This window comes from Caballeronia sp. BCC1704, from assembly GCF_902833455.1.
Taxonomy (GTDB): Bacteria; Pseudomonadota; Gammaproteobacteria; order Burkholderiales; family Burkholderiaceae; genus Caballeronia.
The window spans coordinates 1,189,784-1,207,931 of record NZ_CADFFT010000001.1 but is presented as its reverse complement, the minus strand read 5'-3'; the positions used below and the strand labels follow the sequence as shown (position 1 = coordinate 1,207,931).

At 64.8% G+C, this 18,148-nt stretch carries 13 protein-coding genes; 9 read left to right on the top strand and 4 right to left on the bottom strand.

All coding sequences use genetic code 11. The features are described 5' to 3' along the window. Positions 1 to 228 precede the first annotated feature (228 nt). Positions 229 to 1,383, top strand: a complete 1,155-nt coding sequence (locus HWX53_RS05610; protein WP_175940619.1) for a porin — start codon at positions 229 to 231, stop codon at positions 1,381 to 1,383. Between the two features lie 209 nt (positions 1,384 to 1,592). Further along, a complete protein-coding gene (locus HWX53_RS05605) occupies positions 1,593 to 2,729 on the top strand; it encodes a porin (RefSeq protein WP_175939810.1) in 1,137 nt (378 codons plus the stop codon). A 122-nt stretch (positions 2,730 to 2,851) separates the two neighbouring features. Here HWX53_RS05605 and HWX53_RS05600 read toward each other — a convergent pair whose 3' ends face one another. The 3 genes from HWX53_RS05600 to zwf all read right to left on the bottom strand — a co-directional run bounded on the left by HWX53_RS05600 (position 2,852) and on the right by zwf (position 7,065). Next, entirely contained in the window at positions 2,852 to 4,768 is a 1,917-nt protein-coding gene (locus tag HWX53_RS05600) for a bifunctional transcriptional regulator/glucokinase (RefSeq protein WP_175939809.1), read from the bottom strand. After that, complete coding sequence (pgl, locus tag HWX53_RS05595) at positions 4,749 to 5,471, bottom strand: 6-phosphogluconolactonase (protein WP_175939808.1); 723 nt, start codon at positions 5,469 to 5,471, stop codon at positions 4,749 to 4,751. The genes HWX53_RS05600 and pgl overlap by 20 nt, the downstream gene beginning before the upstream one ends. Positions 5,472 to 5,604: 133 nt before the next feature. Beyond that, positions 5,605 to 7,065 carry a glucose-6-phosphate dehydrogenase gene (zwf, locus tag HWX53_RS05590; RefSeq protein ID WP_175939807.1) on the bottom strand — a complete coding sequence of 487 codons (1,461 nt, stop codon included), beginning with the start codon at positions 7,063 to 7,065 and terminating at the stop codon, positions 5,605 to 5,607. Positions 7,066 to 7,670: 605 nt separating this feature from the next. On the opposite strand from zwf, the gene HWX53_RS05585 reads away from it, so the two are divergent. The 5 genes from HWX53_RS05585 to HWX53_RS05565 all read left to right on the top strand — a co-directional run bounded on the left by HWX53_RS05585 (position 7,671) and on the right by HWX53_RS05565 (position 14,328). Continuing rightward, positions 7,671 to 8,924, top strand: a complete 1,254-nt coding sequence (locus HWX53_RS05585) for an ABC transporter substrate-binding protein (protein ID WP_175939806.1) — start codon at positions 7,671 to 7,673, stop codon at positions 8,922 to 8,924. Between the two features lie 209 nt (positions 8,925 to 9,133). After that, positions 9,134 to 10,075 (top strand): sugar ABC transporter permease, encoded by a 942-nt coding sequence (locus HWX53_RS05580; RefSeq protein WP_175939805.1) that lies wholly within the window; start codon positions 9,134 to 9,136, stop codon positions 10,073 to 10,075. Continuing rightward, positions 10,065 to 10,922: a carbohydrate ABC transporter permease gene (locus tag HWX53_RS05575; protein ID WP_175939804.1), complete on the top strand. Its 858-nt coding sequence runs from the start codon at positions 10,065 to 10,067 to the stop codon at positions 10,920 to 10,922. Before HWX53_RS05580 ends, HWX53_RS05575 begins: the two co-directional genes overlap by 11 nt. Positions 10,923 to 10,971: 49 nt before the next feature. Next, complete coding sequence (ugpC, locus tag HWX53_RS05570) at positions 10,972 to 12,090, top strand: sn-glycerol-3-phosphate ABC transporter ATP-binding protein UgpC (protein WP_175939803.1); 1,119 nt, start codon at positions 10,972 to 10,974, stop codon at positions 12,088 to 12,090. Between the two features lie 111 nt (positions 12,091 to 12,201). After that, positions 12,202 to 14,328 (top strand): prolyl oligopeptidase family serine peptidase, encoded by a 2,127-nt coding sequence (locus HWX53_RS05565; RefSeq protein ID WP_175939802.1) that lies wholly within the window; start codon positions 12,202 to 12,204, stop codon positions 14,326 to 14,328. A gap of 432 nt (positions 14,329 to 14,760) precedes the next feature. Here HWX53_RS05565 and HWX53_RS05560 read toward each other — a convergent pair whose 3' ends face one another. Next, positions 14,761 to 15,972, bottom strand: a complete 1,212-nt coding sequence (locus tag HWX53_RS05560; RefSeq protein WP_175939801.1) for a Bcr/CflA family multidrug efflux MFS transporter — start codon at positions 15,970 to 15,972, stop codon at positions 14,761 to 14,763. Positions 15,973 to 16,132: 160 nt separating this feature from the next. Between HWX53_RS05560 and HWX53_RS05555 the strand changes: the two genes are divergently transcribed. After that, positions 16,133 to 16,693 carry a hypothetical protein gene (locus tag HWX53_RS05555; RefSeq protein ID WP_175939800.1) on the top strand — a complete coding sequence of 187 codons (561 nt, stop codon included), beginning with the start codon at positions 16,133 to 16,135 and terminating at the stop codon, positions 16,691 to 16,693. 152 nt (positions 16,694 to 16,845) lie between these two features. Beyond that, positions 16,846 to 18,129, top strand: a complete 1,284-nt coding sequence (hemL, locus tag HWX53_RS05550; protein ID WP_175939799.1) for a glutamate-1-semialdehyde 2,1-aminomutase — start codon at positions 16,846 to 16,848, stop codon at positions 18,127 to 18,129. The last annotated feature ends 19 nt before the right edge of the window (positions 18,130 to 18,148 follow it).

Below are 18,148 nucleotides of genomic sequence, written 5' to 3'. Positions count from 1 at the left end.
TAAAGTACCAAAACGAAGTGCACAAAAAGTAGTTTTACTTCAAAACAAAGTGAGGAAACGCCAGTCGACGGACCGGCGTCAGATTCGCGCCCACGACGCGCGAGTCGTCACGAGCACTGTCGTTACGCGTGTGTCGTTCCTCGAAAAACAATTTCCGGTTGGATGCGCCCGCATCGAACCGCACACGGCAGCACTTGGTTCTATTTCTTGACAGGGTTGGAGGAGATGATGAAGAAAGCTTTGCTCGCGGCAGCAGCACTGCTGACGTTCAGCGCGGTGGCTCAGGCTCAAAGCAGCGTGACGCTGTATGGCCGCCTGGACGCCGGCCTGGAGTACATGAACGGCGTGCCGACCGGCGTCGGCGCCAACGGCGCGGCCACCGGCTCGTCGCACCGCTTCCGTGCGGAAAGCGGCGACTGGGGTACGAGCCTCTGGGGCATGAAGGGCGTCGAAGATCTGGGCGGCGGCTATCGCGCCGTGTTCCAGTTGGAAGGCAGCTTCAACACCATGACGGGTCAAGGCCCGGGCGGCGGCGGCCTCTTCAATCGTTGGGCGACGGTCGGTATCGCGAACAACAACTTCGGTACGCTGCTGTTGGGCCGCGAACTCTTCATCGCTAACGGCGTGTGGGACTTCGATCCGTTCGGTCAGTCGAACTGGTCGTCGGCTTCGCTGGTGCGTGGCCGCAACTGGCCGCAGTCGAGCAACAACATTTCGTACCAGTCGCCGAAGTTCGCGGGCTTCGACTTCTACGGCCAGTACGCACTGTCCAACGCAACGAACTGGAACGGCAACGGCACGACGCCGCAAGGCCGCGAAGGTGGCGCGTACATCACGTACACCACGCCGCTCTTCCAGATTCGCGGCATGTACGACGAAATCCGCAACCCGGCCAACGGTACGCTCGGCGGCGCCTACAACGCGCTCAACGGCGGCACGAACAACGGCAACGGCGTCTACGCGTACTCGCGCGAATACACGGCGATGTTCAACTTGTTCCTCGGCCAGTTCAAGGTTCAGGGCGCTTACCAGGCGATCCGCTCGTCCGGCATGGTGGGCCAGTTGCCCGGCCAGCCGACTACGCTCGACCACGAATGGGGCGGCGTGACGTGGCAAGCAACGCCGGCGGCGGCACTGATCGGCGCGGTCTACCACGTGAACGGCAACAACGGCGCGGGTAACGCGACCATCTACACGGTCGGCGGCTCGTACAACCTGTCGAAGCGCACCCTGTTCGACCTGCAAGTCGCGACGGTGCAGAACAGCAAGAGCGCCAACTACGGCCTGAACGCCAACAACTTCGGCACGGCTGCCGCAACGGACAACCCGTTCGCCGGCCACAGCCAGACGGGCGTCTATGCCGGTATTCAGCACTCGTTCTAAGCAGCGAGTCTGAACCAAGAATAGTTCTATAAGGTTTTCACGCTGCTGCGAGAGGCGCGTATCGGTGCGGTGCCCGAAAGGGTGTCGCACCGTTTTTTATTGGCGGCTCGCCTAACGCATGCATGCGGCGGCTTGTTGCCGCGTTTGTCAAATTGAATCAAAAGTACGAAGGCCGCCCTCCGAAAATGTAGTTCTCCTTCAAAATTCCGATGGCAGTTGTGCCACTTTTGACAGGAGTTGGAGGAGATGCGGCGCTGCTGACGTTCGGCGCGGCGGCGCATGCCCAAAGCAGCGTGACGCTGTACGGCCGCCTGGACGCGGGACTCGAATACATGAACGGCGTGCCGACGGGCGCGGCGAAGAACGTCACGGCGAGCCGCATCCGCGCTGAAAGCGGCGACTGGGGCACGAGCCTGTGGGGCTTGAAGGGCGCCGAAGATCTGGGCGGCGGCAATCGTGCCGTGTTCCAGCTGGAAGGCAGTTTCAACACCATGACGGGTCAAGGCCCGGGCGGCGGCGGCCTCTTCAATCGCTGGGCGACGGTCGGTATCGCGAACAACAGCTTCGGTACGGTGCTGCTCGGCCGCGAACTGTTTGTGTCCAACGGCGTGTGGGACTTCGATCCGTTCGGTCAGTCGAACTGGTCGTCGGCATCGCTGGTGCGTGGACGTAACTGGCCGCAATCGAGCAACAACATCTCGTACCAGTCGCCAAAGTTCGCGGGCTTCGACTTCTACGGCCAATACGCGCTTTCGAACGCGACGAACTGGAACGGCAACGGCACGACGCCGCAAGGCCGCGAAGCAGGAGCGTATGTCACCTATTCGTCGCCCTACTTCCAGATTCGCGGCATGTACGACGAGATCCGCAATCCGGCCAACGGTCAGCTCGGCGGCGGCTATGGCACGACTCAGGGCGTCTACGCCTACTCACGCGAATACTCCGCGATGGCGAACGTGTTCCTCGGCCAGTTCAAGGTTCAGGCCGGTTATCAGGCGATTCGTTCTTCGGGCATGACCGGCCAGTTGCCGGGCGAGCCGACCACGCTCGACCACGAATGGGGCGGCGTGACGTGGCAGGCGTCGCCGGCTGCGGCGCTGACCGCCGCCGTCTATCACGTCAACGGCAACAACGGCGCAGGCAACGCGACCATGTACACCGTCGGCGGCTCGTACAACCTGTCTAAGCGCACCCTGTTCGACCTGCAAGTGGCCACCGTTCAGAACAGCAAGACGGCGAACTACGGCCTCAACGCCAACAGCTTCGGCACCGCTGCGTCGACGGACAATCCGTTCCCCGGCCGCAGCCAGACGGGCGTGTACGCGGGCATTCAGCACTCGTTCTAAGCAGCGCGTCTGATGCACGAAGCGGCGCGGCTCCCGCAAGGAGCCGCGCCGTTTTCTTGCCCGCCAGAGAAAAGGGCCACCGATTCACATCGGCGGCCCTTTTCGTTCGAACTGCTCGGGCGTTATTCCTTCGCCATGCCCGACGCACCGTGACTCAGCCAGTCGAGCACGGCGGCGGCTTCGTCGTCGCTGGACTCGCGCGCTTGCGCGACCGTCTCGCTGATCTTCGCACCCGGCTGCGGCGCCGCGCGGCGAATGGCCACGCCGACCGCGAGAATGTCGATGATCACGAGATGCAGAATGCGCGAGATCATCGACAACTGCGACTCGCGAATCTCGATGTGATCCGTCTCCAGCGCCACCGTCGCGCGCTTGGCGAGCGGCGTGTTGCTCGACGTGATCGCGATGACCGTCGCGCCCTGCTGCATCGCCACTTCCAGCACGCGCAGCAACTCGGGCGCGCGCCCGGACTTCGACACGGCCACGATCACATCGCCCTTGCCGAGCAGCGCCGCCGACGCCGCCTGCATATAGAGATCGCCGTAGGCAATCGTCGGGATGCCGAAGCGGAAGAACTTATAGTGCGCGTCCTGCGCGACGATGTTCGAATTCCCCAAGCCATAGAACTCGATGCGCCGCGCGCCGTTCAGAATGTCAATCGCGCGCTCGACGTTCTCGAAGTTCAGATGCTCGCGCAGCTGAAGGATGGCCGACACGGTGTTGTCCAGCACCTTCGCGCCGAAGTCGGTGGCCGTATCGCCGAGATGCACCTGGCTGTGGCTCACCGGAATCGTGCCGGTGAGACCCGTCGCGAGCTTCAGCTTGAAGTCGGAGAGGCCCTGACAGCCCAGCGAGCGGCAAAAGCGAATCACCGTCGGCTGGCTCACGTCGGCCTTGCGCGCGATGTCGATGATCGGATCGTTGATGATCGAGCGCGGATGATTCAGCGCGAGATCGGCCACGCGCCGCTCGGCGGGCGTGAGCGCATCGCGCATCTGGCGAATGCGCTCGAACACCGCCGACGACCCGCTGTTCGCCCGATTCGACAACTGCTCGGCAAGAATCGCGGAGACGCCGAGGAACGCCGGATATTCCGCGGTGATGACGTAGGTCGGAATGCCGGACAAATACTGCTGGAAGCGCCCTTTCGATTCGAACCGCTCGCGAAACGGCGACTTGTGGAACAATTCGCCCAGCTTCAGCACGATGCCGCCGCCGATATAGATGCCGCCCAGCGCGCCGAGCGTCACCGCGATATTGCCGGCGAACGTGCCGAGGATCGCGCAAAAGCAGTTCACCGTTTCGAGCGCGAGCGCCTCGCCTTGATGCGCGCGCGTGGTGACGTCGGCGGCGGTGAACGTGTCGGCCACCGCGACGTTGTCGCGCTCCGCGAATGCGCGGTAGATCAGCTCCAGCCCCTGGCCCGCGCACACGCGCTCGAACGACACGTGCGGGTACTTCCGGCGCGCATAGCGCGTGACGAGGTCTTCGCTTTCATCGAACGGCGAGAAGCTCGCGTGGCCGCCTTCGCTGCCGAGCGCGATCCAGCGATCGTCCGCAGGGATCAGACCCGACACGCCCAGGCCCGTGCCCGGCCCCAGGAGGCCGATCACGCTGTTCTGCCGGCGCGCGCCGCCGCCCACCTGCACGCGCTGCGCATCGGTGAGACCGGGCAGCGCCATCGCGAGCGCGGTGAAGTCGTTGACGACGAGCAGCGTGTCGAAGCCGAGCGCGCGGCGCGTCGCTTCGATCGAGAAGCTCCAGTCGTGGTTCGTCATTTTCACGTGATCGCCGTCCACCGGATTGGCGATCGCGATCGCGGCGTGATTGACGCGGCCGACTTTCGTGTCCTTCAGATACTGCTGCATGACTTCGGCGATGCCGGGGTAATCGGCGCCCGGATAAACGCGAATCTGCCCGATTTCGCCGGGCGCCGTCTCCAGCGCGAAGCGCGCGTTGGTGCCGCCGATGTCGGCGAGCAGCCTCGGTCCATCGGCGTGGCTCGCCGCCGGCGCGGCCTTATGCACACCAGTAGACATCGAGCTTCACTCCTTCATCGTTGGCCAGGGTCGAGATGGCATTCTTTTGGCGCGCGGCGAGCGCCGCGTTCAGCACGTCCAGTTTCTTCTGGCCGGAGATGAAGAGAAAAAGCTGCTTCACCTGCTTGAGCGCGGACATCGACAGGCTTACCCGCGCGTGCGGCGCGCTGCCCGGATGCACGGCGACGAAGCGGTCCTGCGTGGAAATGGCGAAGTCCCATTCGGGCGCGTCCGCGAAGATGGACGCGGTGTGGCCGTCCTCGCCCATGCCCAGCACGGCGACATCCGGCAGACGGCGGCGCGCGTCGGCGTTCAGCGCGGCGACGTGCGCGTCGAGCGTGGCGGACGTATCGACAAGCGGCAGGAAGTAGGCGGCCGCGCCCGCGTCTTGCAGCAGCGTCTCGCGCACGAGGCGCGCGTTGCTCGCGGAATCGGTTTCAGGCACCCAGCGGTCGTCGACGAGCGTCACGTCGATGTGCGCCCACGCGAGCGGCTCGTGCGAGAGCGTCTGCAAGAACGGACGCGGGCTCGTGCCGCCGGACACGGCGAGCGTGGCATGAGCGGACTGTCCTGATGCGGCTGCGCTGGCATCGGCCGATGCGGCGCCTCTGGCCGCGAGCGACGCGGCAAGCGCGTCGCTGACGGCCTTCGCCAGCGCGTCCGAGTGGGCGCGCGGGTCGTCGAAAGTGCGAAGCTCGATCACTGCTCCTCCATCCTGCTTGTCTTGGTTTATCGACCCGCCTTATGCCGCGAAGCCGCGAACGGCCCGCGAAGCGGTCTTATGTGCTGGCGTCGCGCGCGGCGTCTCTCTGAATGGAGCCGTCAGCGCGACGCCCTCAATTCTCTTCTTCCAGCCAGCACGTGCCATGCTGCGCGAGCATCGCGCTCGACGCCGCCGGCCCCCACGTGCCCGCCGCGTAGGGCTTGGGCTTGTTCGTCGACGATGCCCACGCGTTCAGAATCGGCTCGACCCAGCGCCACGCGGCTTCCTGCTCGTCGCGACGCACGAAGAGCGCGAGCCGCCCGTGGATCACGTCCAGCAACAGCCGCTGGTACGCCTCCATCTGCCCTTCCTTGAAGAACTGGTCGAACGCGAGGTCCAGATGGACGCTTGCGAGATTCATGCCCTCGCCCGGCTGCTTCGCGAGGCAGTAGAGGCGAATCGTCTCGTTCGGCTGCAAGCGGATCACGAGCCGGTTCGCGCCCGCGCGCAGCGCATTCGCGCCGAGCGCCGAATGCGGCACGGGCCGGAAATTCACGACGATCTCCGCGACGCGGTCCGCGAGGCGCTTGCCGGTGCGCAGGAAGAACGGCACGCCGGCCCAGCGCCAGTTTTCGATCTCGACTTTCAGCGCGACGAAGGTTTCCGTATTGCTGTCGGGGCGCACGCCGGCTTCCGTCGCGTACGCCGGCACCGATGCGCCGCGAATCACGCCCGCGTGATACTGCCCGCGCACGGCGACGCGGCTGATGTCGCGCTCGTCGATCGGCTTCAGCGCGCGCAGCACGCGCAGCTTTTCGTCGCGCACGGAGTCGGAATCCATCGAATGCGGCGGCTCCATCGTCACGATGGAAAGCAGTTGCAGCAGATGGTTCTGGACCATGTCGCGCAATGCGCCGGTGTTGTCGTAGAAGTCGCCGCGCGCTTCCACGCCAAGTTCTTCGGCGATGGTGATCTGGATGCTCTCGACCCATTCGCGCCGCCACAGCGGCTCGAAGAGCGCATTGCCGAAGCGCAGCGCGAGGAGGTTCTGCACCGGCTCCTTGCCGAGATAGTGGTCGATCCGGTAGATCTGCTCTTCCTGGAAGATCTCGCCGACGGCGTCGTTGATGGCGTTGGACGACTTCAGGTCATAGCCGAGCGGCTTTTCCAGCACGATGCGCGCGTTCTGGTTGAGGCCGACTTCCGACAGCGCGCGGCAAATGGGCACGAAGAGCGACGGCCCGGTCGCCAGATAGAAGACGCGCGTGCCGTCGTATCTGGCGAGCGCGTCGCGCAGCACCACGAAGTCTTCCGCGCGGCCCAGGTCGAGCTGCACATATTCGATGCGCTCAAGAAAGCTGCGCCACGCGGTCTCGTCGAGGCCCTTCTTCGACACGTGCCGCTTCACGTGTTCCTCGACCCACGCGAGGTATTCGCCGGGAGCCTGCGCGCCGCGCGCCACCGCGACGATCTTGCCCGACGCGGCCAGCATGCCCGCCCGGTGCGCTTCGAATAGCGCCGGAAGAATCTTGCGCATCGACAAGTCGCCGGTCCCGCCGAAGAGCACGAAGATGAAATTCGAGTCGCTTTGCATGGGTTTTGAGGCCGCCTGTGAAGTCGGTGGGACGTCGAACGAAAGGGTACCGTAGTTCGACAAAATTTTTTTTGACACTGAATTGTAGTTTAACTACAATCCAAATCAAGAGGAAATGTCACCCGGGAAAAAAATGGCTTGTCAATCAGAAGCTGAGTGTTTTCCCTAAGGCGACCGCGTACCCATGTTAGCGAAGACCGGAAATCGCTGCTTCCATGCACCGGCTGCGTTTCGCACGTGTACCGCCTCGCGCCTGCGCCCTCTCGTTTCGCGTTGCAATCGCGGCTCGTGTGCGCGGGTAAAAATCAAAAGCAATCACTAGCATGGGCCGGCACAGGCATGACGCCATCGGCTCGCAGAGGAGACAGTCGTTGCGATCTGACCTACTCATCTCTTGAGAGCCGAGCGGCCGACTATCGGATATCGGACTGCCGGCTTCGCACGCGCGCATGCATCGCCCGCGTGGCGCGCTTCTCCGCCGACACCCCCGACACCCGAGTCCCGGCCACCCAAGCATTGCCGTTGTGTAACCACCGTTTTTTCAACGCTTCCTGGCGACATCAGGGGCCACTCGTTACTTGTTCAGGTGCTGGAGGAGATAAACAATGAAAGTCCGTAAGCTCATGGGCGCGCTGTGCGCCGCAGGTCTTCTGTGCGGCGCGACGGCGTCGGCGGTGCAGGCTGCCGAGGCTGTTTCCGTGCTGCACTGGTGGACCTCGGGCGGCGAATCGAAAGCGGTCGGCGTGCTCAAGGACGACATGACCAAGCAGGGCTATCAGTGGAAGGACTTCGCGGTCGCGGGCGGCGCAGGCGCTGCGGCAATGACCGCGCTGAAGACCCAGGTGATCTCGGGCAACGCGCCGTCGGCGGCTCAGATCAAGGGTCCGCTGATCCAGGAATGGTCGGAGCAAGGCGTGCTGGTGCCGATCGACTCGGTTGCCGGCGACTGGAAGAAGAACCTGCCGCCGGAAATCGACAAGATCATCCACGCTGACGGCCACTACGTCGCCGCGCCGTTCTCGGTGCACCGCGTGAACTGGCTGTATATCAACAAAGCAGCGCTCGACAAGGCAGGCGGCAAAGTGCCGACGACCTGGGCCGAGTTCTTCCAGGTGGCCGACAAGATGAAGGCCGCCGGCATCATGCCGATCGCGATGGGCGGCCAGCCGTGGCAAGACCTGACGCTGTGGGAAGACGTCGTGCTGTCGCAGGGCGCGGACTTCTACAAGAAGGCCATCGTCGATCTGGACCAGAAGACGCTAACCTCGGACAAGATGATTCAGGTGTTCGACACCGTCCGCAAGATCCAGGGCTACTTCGATAGCGGCCGCACCGGCCGCGACTGGAACCTCGCCACCGCCATGGTCATCAACGGCAAGGCCGGCATGCAGTTCATGGGCGACTGGGCGAAGGGCGAATTCGCCGGCGCGAACAAGAAGGCCGGCACGGATTACATCTGCGCCGCGGTGCCGGGCACGGAGAAGGCGTACACCTTCAACGTCGACTCGTTCGTGTTCTTCCAGCAGAAGGGCCAGAAGGCGGCTACGCCGGGCCAGCTTGCGCTCGCGAAGACCATCATGTCGCCGGAGTTCCAGGAGCAGTTCAGCCTGAACAAGGGCTCGATCCCGGTGCGTCTCGGCGTGAAGATGGACAAGTTCGACGACTGCGCGAAGAAGTCCTACGCTGATGAACAGACGGCGATCAAGTCGGGCGGCTATGTTCCGTCGCTCGCGCACGGCATGGCTCAGGGCGACGCTGTCGCGGGCGCCATGACCGACGTCGTGACGAAGTTCATGAATTCGTCGCAGGATTCGAAGAGCGCGGTTCAGGCGCTCGCGAACGCCGCGAAGACGAAGTAAGGACGTAGCAGCGTGACGGGCGGCAGGCGGCGCAGCACGGCCGCCCGCCGCCCGAGCCACAGAAGCGTCACATAACGTCGTACCAAGCGCCGGTCGTGCCGAAGTCAGCCGATCCGAAAGCACACCTTCGCACCGCGCGCGCAAGTCAGCGTCATTCAAGCGCGTCATGGCGCAATTTAAGCGCCGGCGCATCTTCCAGGAGTCGAGTTGTGACTGCCTCCCTCAGCGGTACCGCGGAAAAGAGTCCGCACCAGCCTCGCCGCGCTTCGCCCACGGCGGCGCTCGCCGATCGCTGGATTCCCAAGCTGGTGCTCGCTCCCAGCATCTTGATCGCGCTCGTCTTCGTCTACGGCTTCATTGCCGTGACAGGCTATCTGTCGCTGTCCGAATCGCGACTGATGCCGCGCTACGAGTTCGCCGGCTTCGACCGATACCGGCAGCTTTTCGCCAACGACGTCTGGTGGACCTCCGCCGCCAATCTCGGCTGGTTCGGCATTCCGTTCATCGCCATTTGCGTCGGTCTGGGCCTCTTCCTCGCGATCCTGCTCGACCAGAAAATCCGCAACGAAGGCGCGCTGCGCGCGGTCTTTCTCTATCCGATGGCGCTGTCGTTCATCGTGACGGGCACCGCGTGGCAATGGATTCTGAACCCCGGCCTCGGCATCGAAAAGGTGTTCCACGACTGGGGCTGGACGAGCTTCACGTTCAACTGGCTCGGCGATCCCGACAAGGCAATCTTCTGCGTCGTGATCGCGGCGGTCTGGCAATCGAGCGGCTTCGTGATGGCGCTTTTCCTCGCCGGTCTGCGCGGCGTGGACAGCGAAATCTTCAAGGCCGCGCAAGTGGACGGCGCGACGCTGCCGACCATCTACCGCAAGATCGTGATTCCGAGCATGCGTCCGGTGTTCTTCTCGGTGCTGCTGATTCTCTGCCACATCACGATCAAGACCTTCGACCTCGTCGTCGCGTTGACCGCGGGCGGACCGGGCACGTCGTCGTCGCTGCCGGCCATCTTCATGTACACGTTCTCGTTCAACCGGGGACAACTGGGCGTCGGCGCCGCTTCGTCGATGATGATGCTCGCCACGGTCGTCGCGGTTCTCGTGCCGCTCATGTATCTGGAATCGAGGAGCACCCGCAATGCAGCCTAAGATGACGATCAGCCGCGCCGTCATTTACGCGGTGCTGATTCTTTTCGCGCTCTACTTCCTGTTCCCGATCTACGTGATGCTGTCCACGTCGTTCAAGGACCTGGACCAGCTTCGCACCGGCAACCTGCTCACGCCGCCCACGCACTTCACGCTCGCGCCGTGGGTGAAGGCGTGGCAGGAAGCGTGTACCGGCGTGCGCTGCGACGGCATGGAGCCGTTCTTCATGAACTCCGTGCGCATGGTGATTCCCGCCGTGCTGATCTCGTCGATCGTCGGCGCGTTCAACGGCTACGTGCTCACGCACTGGCGCTTCCGCGGCGCGGACGCGTTCTTCACGATGCTGCTCGTCGGCTGCTTCATCCCGTTTCAGGCCATTCTTCTGCCGATGGCGCGGCTGCAAGGCTTCCTCGGACTGTCGAACACGACGAGCGGCCTCGTGCTCGTGCACGTGATCTACGGCATCGCGTTCACGACCATGTTCTTCCGCAACTTCTACGTGAGCATTCCGGCTGAACTGGTGAAGGCGGCGCGCATCGACGGCGCGGGCTTCTTCACGATCTTCACGAAGATTCTGCTGCCCGTGTCGCTGCCGATCTTCATGGTCTGCCTGATCTGGCAGTTCACGCAAATCTGGAACGACTTCCTGTTCGGTATCGTGTTCTCGGGCGTGGATTCGATGCCGATCACGGTGGCGCTGAACAACCTCGTCAATACGTCGACGGGCGTGAAGGAATACAACGTGGACATGGCGGGCGCGATCATCGCGGCCTTGCCGACGATTCTCGTCTACATGATCGCAGGACGTTACTTCGTGCGCGGCCTGACGGCGGGCGCGGTGAAGGGTTGAGCGCAACGAACGCGCTTCCCGCTGAAGAGACAACATAGAGGATTCAAGCATGGCAAGCCTTTCCATCCGTGACGTGTACAAGACCTACCCGAACGGGGTGCCGGTTCTCAAGGGCGTCAACATCGACATCGAGGACGGACAGTTCCTGATCCTCGTCGGCGGCTCGGGCTGCGGCAAGTCCACGCTGCTCAACATGATCGCGGGGCTGGAGACCGTCACCAAGGGCGAGATCCAGATCGACGGCAAGACGGTCAACAACCTCTCGCCGAAAGACCGCGATATCGCGATGGTGTTCCAGTCGTACGCGCTCTACCCTTCCATGAGCGTGCGCGACAACATCTCGTTCGGCCTCAACATCCGCAAGGTGCCGAAGGACGAGCAGAAGAAGATCGTCGATCGCGTGTCGGAGACGCTGCAGATCGGCCACCTGCTCGACCGCAAGCCGGGGCAACTGTCGGGCGGTCAGCGTCAGCGCGTCGCCATGGGCCGCGCGCTCGCGCGCGATCCGGTGATGTTCCTCTTCGACGAGCCGCTCTCGAACCTCGACGCGAAGCTGCGTATCGAGATGCGCTCGGAAATCAAGCTGCTGCATCAGCGCCTCGGCACGACGATCGTCTACGTGACGCACGACCAGATCGAAGCGATGACGCTCGGCGACCGCATCGCCGTGATGAAAGACGGCATCGTGCAGCAGTTCGGCGCGCCGCAGGAAATCTACGATTCACCGTCGAACCTGTTCGTCGCGGGCTTCATCGGCGCGCCGCCGATGAACTTCATCAGCGGCAAGCTGGTCGAGGCCGGCGCGGGCGTCGGACTGGAACTGGACACGGGCGTCGCGCGCAATGTGCTGAAGCTGCCGTTCGATGCCGCGAAGCTGCGCGGCAGGATCGGTCAGGACGTGGTGCTCGGCCTGCGCCCGGAGCGCATCACCGACGCGCGCAGCGCGCACGACGTCGCAGACGCGAGCCTGCAACCGATAGACGTGCGCGTCGACGTGATCGAGCCGACCGGCCCGGACACGCTCGTGTTCGCGCAGGTGAACGGCAAGCGCATCGTGTCGCGCGTGCACCCGGCGAGCAATCCGCAGCCGTTGTCGAACATGACGCTGCTGTTCGATGTGTCGAAGGCAGTGCTGTTCGACCCGAAGACGGAAGAGCGGCTGGCCTGAGCGCCGTCGCCTATGTGCTTCCAAGCCGCGCCTCGTGCGCGGCTTTTTGTTTGATGGCGCGCCCGCGCCGATGCGGCACAATCAGCGTTTCGCTTTTGAATGCGCCGCGCCATGTCTTTTCTCTCGAAGCACCCTTCGCTCCTCTGGCCGCAAGCCGACAACCCCGATCCCTTCATCGGACTCGAATCGCTGGATGACGCCCGCGTGCAAACCTGGGTCGATGCGCAGAACCGCCGCACCGAAGCCGCGTTCGGCGAAACGCCCGACGCGCGCGCGCTCGCCGCGCGGCTCGAGAAGGCGTACACGTCGCAGGACCGCATCGTCACCTGCTCGCGCTACGGCGACTGGGCCTACAACACGTGGCAGGACGACGCGCATCCGCTCGGCATCGTGCGCCGCACGCCGTGGAGCGCGTGGCTTGCCGGCACGCCCGAATGGGACATCGTGCTCGATGTCGATGCGCTCGACCTGAACACGAGCGAGCACGACGACACGCGCTGGGCGCTCGCCGACTTCGACATGCTCTACCCCGGCTATGACCGCGCGCTGGTCTCGCTGTCGCCGGGCGGATCGGATGCGTGCATCGTGCGCGAGTTCGATATCGAGGAACGCCGCTTCGTCGAAAACGGCTTCGTGCTGCCGGACGTCGGCAAGCACGACATTTCGTGGATCGACCGCGATACGGTCTATGTCGGCTGGGACGACAGCAAGACGAGCGACCGGCCCGCGCTCACGACGTCGGGCTTTCCGCGTCAGGCGCGGCGCTGGAAGCGCGGCACGCCGCTCGCGGATGCGCCCGTTGTGTTCGAAGGCGCGCGCCGCGACGTGTCGGCGGGCGCCGACTACGATCCGCTCGAAAAGCTGCATCTCGCGTCGCGCGCCGTGACGTTCTACGACACGCTGCACTTCTGGCTCGACGAAACCGCGAACGAATGGCGTCAGTACGACCTGCCTCAGCACGTCGAGATCGAGCACTGGAACGGCTGGCTCTTCGTCACGCCGCGCAAGCAATGGAACGTGGGCGGCCGGCGTCACGCGGCAGGCTCGCTCACCGTGATCCGGCGCGACGCGTTTCTCGACGGCTCGCGCAACTTCACCGCGCTCTTTACGCCCGCCGAGCGGCGCGTGTTGGCGAGCATCGACTTCACGAAGCAATGGCTGATCGTCTCGCAGATGGACGACGGCACGCCGCGCGTCACGCTCTGGCGTCCGCCCGCGAATAACAACGGCGCGTGGCAATCGCGCGAGTTTGCGTTGCCCGAGGCGAGCCAGAGCTATGTCGATTCTGTCGATAGCGAGCGCGACGATACCGTGCTCATCCACGTCGAGCACTTTCTGATGCCGCCGTCGCTCTATCACGCCGATCTGGCCAGCGACGCCCCGTGGACCTTGCTCGCACGCCTGCCCGCGCAATTCGACGCGTCCGGGCTCACCGCCGTGCGCCGCCACGCGATTGCGCCCGACGGCGAGCGCATTCCGTACTGGCTGATCGGCCGCGATGTCGATGCGCAATCGCCGCAACAGGCGCGGCCGTGCCTGCTCTACGGCTACGGCGGCTTCGAAGTCGCGCTCGACCCGCATTACGACGCGACGACCGGCATCGCGTGGCTGGAACGCGGCGGCCTGTACGCTGTGGCGAACATTCGCGGCGGCGGCGAGTTCGGTCCGCAATGGCATCAGGCGGCGCTGCGCGAGTACCGGCAAGTCTCGTTCGATGATTTCGTCGCGGTCGCGCAGGCGCTCGTCGACAGCGGCGTCACCACGGCGAAGCAGCTTGCCATTCGCGGCGCGAGCAACGGCGGCCTGCTCACCGCCGTGTGCATGGTGCAGCGGCCGGAGTGCTTCGGCGCGGTGCTGTCCGAAGTGCCGCTCGTCGACATGGCGCGGTTCCATACGCTCTTGCAAGGCGCATCGTGGATCGACGAGTACGGCGATCCGGACGACGCCGCCGATCTCCCGCATCTGATGGCCTATTCGCCGTATCAGAACGTGAAGGCGGATGTCGCCTATCCGCCGGCGCTTTTCACGTCGTCGACGAGCGACGACCGCGTGCATCCGGGCCACGCGCGCAAGATGGTCGCGAAGATGCAGGCGCAAGGGCACGACAACGTCTGGTATCAGGAAACGGGCGAAGGCGGCCACGGCGCGGGCGTCGAGCCCGAAGCGGTCGCGCAGGCGGAGGCGGCGGCGTTCACGTTTCTCGCGTCGGTTATCGGGCCGCTGCCGCCACAGCCGTGATCGGCACGGGGCGCAACGGCGTGTTTCGGTGAAAAAGCGTCGCTCTCTTACGATTCGAATTCGTTCGATATAGCCGAGCTTACGGCCCGCCTATAGTTCAACCATTCCTTGTTGATCCGGCGGAACACCTTCCTCGACAGAAGGTTCGCAACAACGGGAATGGTTTGACTGACTTTCGACCGAAACCACGCGATCGGGAACACCTTTGACCCAGGCACCCGATTCTCGACAGGAGGAGACGCCTATCGCCCAAACCGAATCGAGCGAGTATTCACCTTTGACCCGGACGAATACTGCCCACGAAGAACGAATCGACCGCACTCACTTCTGACCCAAGGCACGTGTGAGCCGAGCTGTAAACACCTTTGACCCAAGGTTGACCTCGCCACTGCGCGAGGTTTTTTTTTGCTTGCGCGCCGCTGGCTGCCGCTTTCAGACCTGCGCGGGCGCGGCGTGCGAGCGCATCACGAGCGTACGACCGGCGAACGTCAGGACGCCGCACACGCCGATCACGATGCCCATGCCGTGCGGCGAGACGTCGTGAAAAAGGCCGACGGCAAGACTCGCCAGCGCGCCGAGCGCGAGCTGCATCGCGCCGAACACGGCGGCCGCCGCGCCCGCGTTGCGCGGATATCGGTGCATGAGTTCGGTCGTGCAGTTCGCCGACAGGAGCCCGACCACGCCGACCACGAAGAACAGGCTCGCCACGATCGACCACAAGCCGCCCCAGCCCGTCAGCGCGACGAGCGCGACCACCATGGCAGCCACGACGCTCACGAACGCCGCGCCGGAAATCATCTTCATCGCGCCGACGCGCCCGACGAGTTTCGTGTTGAGCACATTCCCGCCGATGATCCCGACGATATTGAGCCCGAACAAAAGCCCGTAATGCTGCGGCTTCACGTGGAAATAGTCGATGTAGACGAACGGCGTCGCGGTGATATACGCGAACATCGACGCGAACGCCATGCCGCCGCAGAGCACATGGCCCCACGTGACGGTATCGGTCAGGAGATGCCCGTACGCCGCGAACGACGTGCCGAGCGCCGCGCCCGCGCGTTTCTCCTTCGGCCATGTTTCGGGCACGCGCAGGAACGCGGTCACCGCGCACAGCGTGCCGAAGAGCGTGAGCGCAACGAACACGACACGCCAGCCGCCGAGCAGCAGCAATTGCCCGCCGATCAGCGGCGCGAGGAGCGGGCCGATGGACGTGACGATGGAGAGCATCGACAGGACGCGGGCGGCGTCGGTCGGCGCGTGCGCGTCGCGGGCGATGGCGCGCGCCAGCACGGACGCCGCGCCCGCGCCGAGCGCCTGCAGGAAGCGCACGAACACGAGTGCGTCGATGGAAAACGCCGTCGCGCAGCCGATGCTCGCGAGCGCGTACAGCGCGATGCCGCCCAGAAGAATCGGCCGCCTGCCGTAGGCATCGGACAGCGGGCCGTACAGCAGCATGCCGAACGAGAAGCCGAACATGAAGCTCGTCAGCGTGCTTTGCGCGGCGGCCGGGCTCGTCCCGAACGCGGCGGCGAGCGACGGCAGGCTCGGCAGATACATGTCGATGGACAGCGGACCGCATGCGGCGAGCGCGCCGAGCAACAGGATCAGCCGGCCATCGGGCCGGCGGCGGGTGGTGTCTGACATCGAGTGTGCAAGGATGAAGACAGGCGTCGTGCGGCCCGTCGGGGTGGTTGCAGCTATTCGGGCGAAGCGTTCGAAGCGAGCGGCCATTGTACGCGACACCCTGATTCGGCCGGGTACGCTAAGCTCGCCGCTCTATCCCTTCGCGCCCTGCCCCGACACGATGACCGCCTTTCTGCTGATCTGGAGCCCGAAGAAGTGGCCGTGGCCCGAGTTACCCGATATCGCGCGCCGCGTGGCGGCAGGCGAAGCCGTCGCCGATGTCTGGGGCTGCGGCACCGCGCGCGGCCTCATGCCGGGCGATCGCGTGTTCGTGCATCGCGTAGCGCAGGAACCGAAGGGCGTGTTTGGCTCGGGCTACGTGACGCGCGCGCCGTACGAGGTGCCCTACGCGCAGTCGAAGCGGGGGTATCGGCTGTGCATCGACTTCGTGTATGACTGGCTCGTCGATGCACACGAAGAAGTCGTCGTCACGCGCGACGAGTTGCGGGCGCACCCGTTCTCCGTGCAGACGTGGGATGCGCAAAGCTCCGGCACGCTCATCAAGCCGATGGCCGAGGGCGCGCTCGAAAAGCGCTGGACCGAGCGCACCGGCCGGCGCGGACGTCCGCCCGCGTTGAGCCAATCCGCCGTTCCCGCAGTGCCGAGCAAAGCGAGCGCGCGCCAGGCCCGCGCCGCCGACGACGCGCCGCCGCGCAAGCCCGCGCAAACGCGCCAGCCGTAACCGGCTCCCCGTCAACGAGTCCGGTACAATTTCAGGCAACATTTGTCGCACCGGACGCGCATCGGCGCCGTGCTTTCATCGCGCCGGGCGGCGTCTTTCGCCGCGTAAGCCGGTCGCGTGTCTTGCATCCACTTTCAGCGCAGGCTTTCTCCATGTCCAAGAACCAAGCCCTCTTCGAACGCGCTCAGCGAACCATCCCCGGCGGCGTGAATTCGCCGGTGCGGGCGTTTCGCTCGGTCGGCGGCACGCCCCGCTTCATCGAGCGCGCGCAAGGCCCTTACTTCTGGGATGCCGAAGGCAAACGCTATATCGACTACATCGGCTCGTGGGGGCCGATGATCGTCGGCCACGTGCACCCGGAAGTGCTCGAAGCGGTGCAGCGCGTGCTGGCCGACGGCTTCTCGTTCGGCGCGCCGACCGAAGCGGAGATCGAGATCGCGGAGGAAATCTGCAAGCTCGTGCCGTCGATCGAACAGGTGCGCATGGTGTCTTCCGGCACCGAAGCGACGATGAGCGCGCTGCGTCTTGCGCGCGGCTTCACGAACCGCAGCCGCATCGTGAAGTTCGAGGGCTGCTATCACGGCCACGCGGACAGCCTGCTTGTGAAGGCGGGCTCGGGCCTGCTGACTTTCGGCAATCCGACATCGGCGGGCGTGCCTGCGGATATCGCCAAGCACACGACGGTGCTCGAATACAACAACGTCGAGCAGCTCAACGAAGCATTTGCGGCCTTCGGCGCGGAGATCGCGTCGGTGATCGTGGAGCCGGTCGCGGGCAACATGAACCTCGTGCGCGCGACGCCCGAGTTCCTGAACGCGCTGCGTGAACGCTGCGACGAGTACGGCTCCGTGCTGATTTTCGACGAAGTGATGTGCGGGTTTCGCGTGGCGCTCGGCGGCGCGCAGCAGGTCTACGGCATCAAGCCGGACCTGACGTGCCTCGGCAAGGTCATCGGCGGCGGCATGCCGGCGGCGGCGTTCGGCGGACGACGCGACATCATGGCGCATCTCGCGCCGCTCGGCGGCGTCTATCAGGCGGGCACGCTCTCGGGCAATCCCATCGCGGTCGCGGCGGGCCTCAAAACGCTGCAACTGATTCAGCGCGAAGGTTTCTACGACGACCTCGCGAAGAAGACGCGCAAACTTGTCGACGGCCTGACCGCCGCCGCCGGCGAAGCCAAAGTGCCCTTCTGCGCCGACTCGATCGGCGGCATGTTCGGCCTGTACTTCATGGATTCCGTGCCGTGCAGCTTCGCGCAGATCCAGCAAGGCGACACGAAGCGCTTCAACGCGTTCTTCCACGCGATGCTCGATGCCGGCGTGTACTTCGCGCCGTCCGCGTTCGAAGCCGGGTTCGTGTCCAGCGCCCACGACGACGCCGTGCTCGACGCGACGCTCGACGCCGCGCGTGGCGCGTTCGCGTCGCTCGCGGTTTAAGGCCGCGTCTCGCAACGGG

What these genes read in the sequence shown, in the direction of transcription:
- HWX53_RS05610 (WP_175940619.1), top strand. Translation starts at nt 229, where the DNA reads ATGAAGAAAGCTTTGCTCGCGGCAGCAGCACTGCTGACGTTCAGCGCG.
- HWX53_RS05605 (WP_175939810.1), top strand. Translation starts at nt 1,593, where the DNA reads ATGGCAGTTGTGCCACTTTTGACAGGAGTTGGAGGAGATGCGGCGCTG.
- HWX53_RS05600 (WP_175939809.1), bottom strand. Translation starts at nt 4,768, where the DNA reads ATGTCTACTGGTGTGCATAAGGCCGCGCCGGCGGCGAGCCACGCCGAT.
- zwf (WP_175939807.1), bottom strand. Translation starts at nt 7,065, where the DNA reads ATGCAAAGCGACTCGAATTTCATCTTCGTGCTCTTCGGCGGGACCGGC.
- HWX53_RS05585 (WP_175939806.1), top strand. Translation starts at nt 7,671, where the DNA reads ATGAAAGTCCGTAAGCTCATGGGCGCGCTGTGCGCCGCAGGTCTTCTG.
- HWX53_RS05575 (WP_175939804.1), top strand. Translation starts at nt 10,065, where the DNA reads ATGCAGCCTAAGATGACGATCAGCCGCGCCGTCATTTACGCGGTGCTG.
- ugpC (WP_175939803.1), top strand. Translation starts at nt 10,972, where the DNA reads ATGGCAAGCCTTTCCATCCGTGACGTGTACAAGACCTACCCGAACGGG.
- HWX53_RS05565 (WP_175939802.1), top strand. Translation starts at nt 12,202, where the DNA reads ATGTCTTTTCTCTCGAAGCACCCTTCGCTCCTCTGGCCGCAAGCCGAC.
- HWX53_RS05560 (WP_175939801.1), bottom strand. Translation starts at nt 15,972, where the DNA reads ATGTCAGACACCACCCGCCGCCGGCCCGATGGCCGGCTGATCCTGTTG.
- HWX53_RS05555 (WP_175939800.1), top strand. Translation starts at nt 16,133, where the DNA reads ATGACCGCCTTTCTGCTGATCTGGAGCCCGAAGAAGTGGCCGTGGCCC.
- hemL (WP_175939799.1), top strand. Translation starts at nt 16,846, where the DNA reads ATGTCCAAGAACCAAGCCCTCTTCGAACGCGCTCAGCGAACCATCCCC.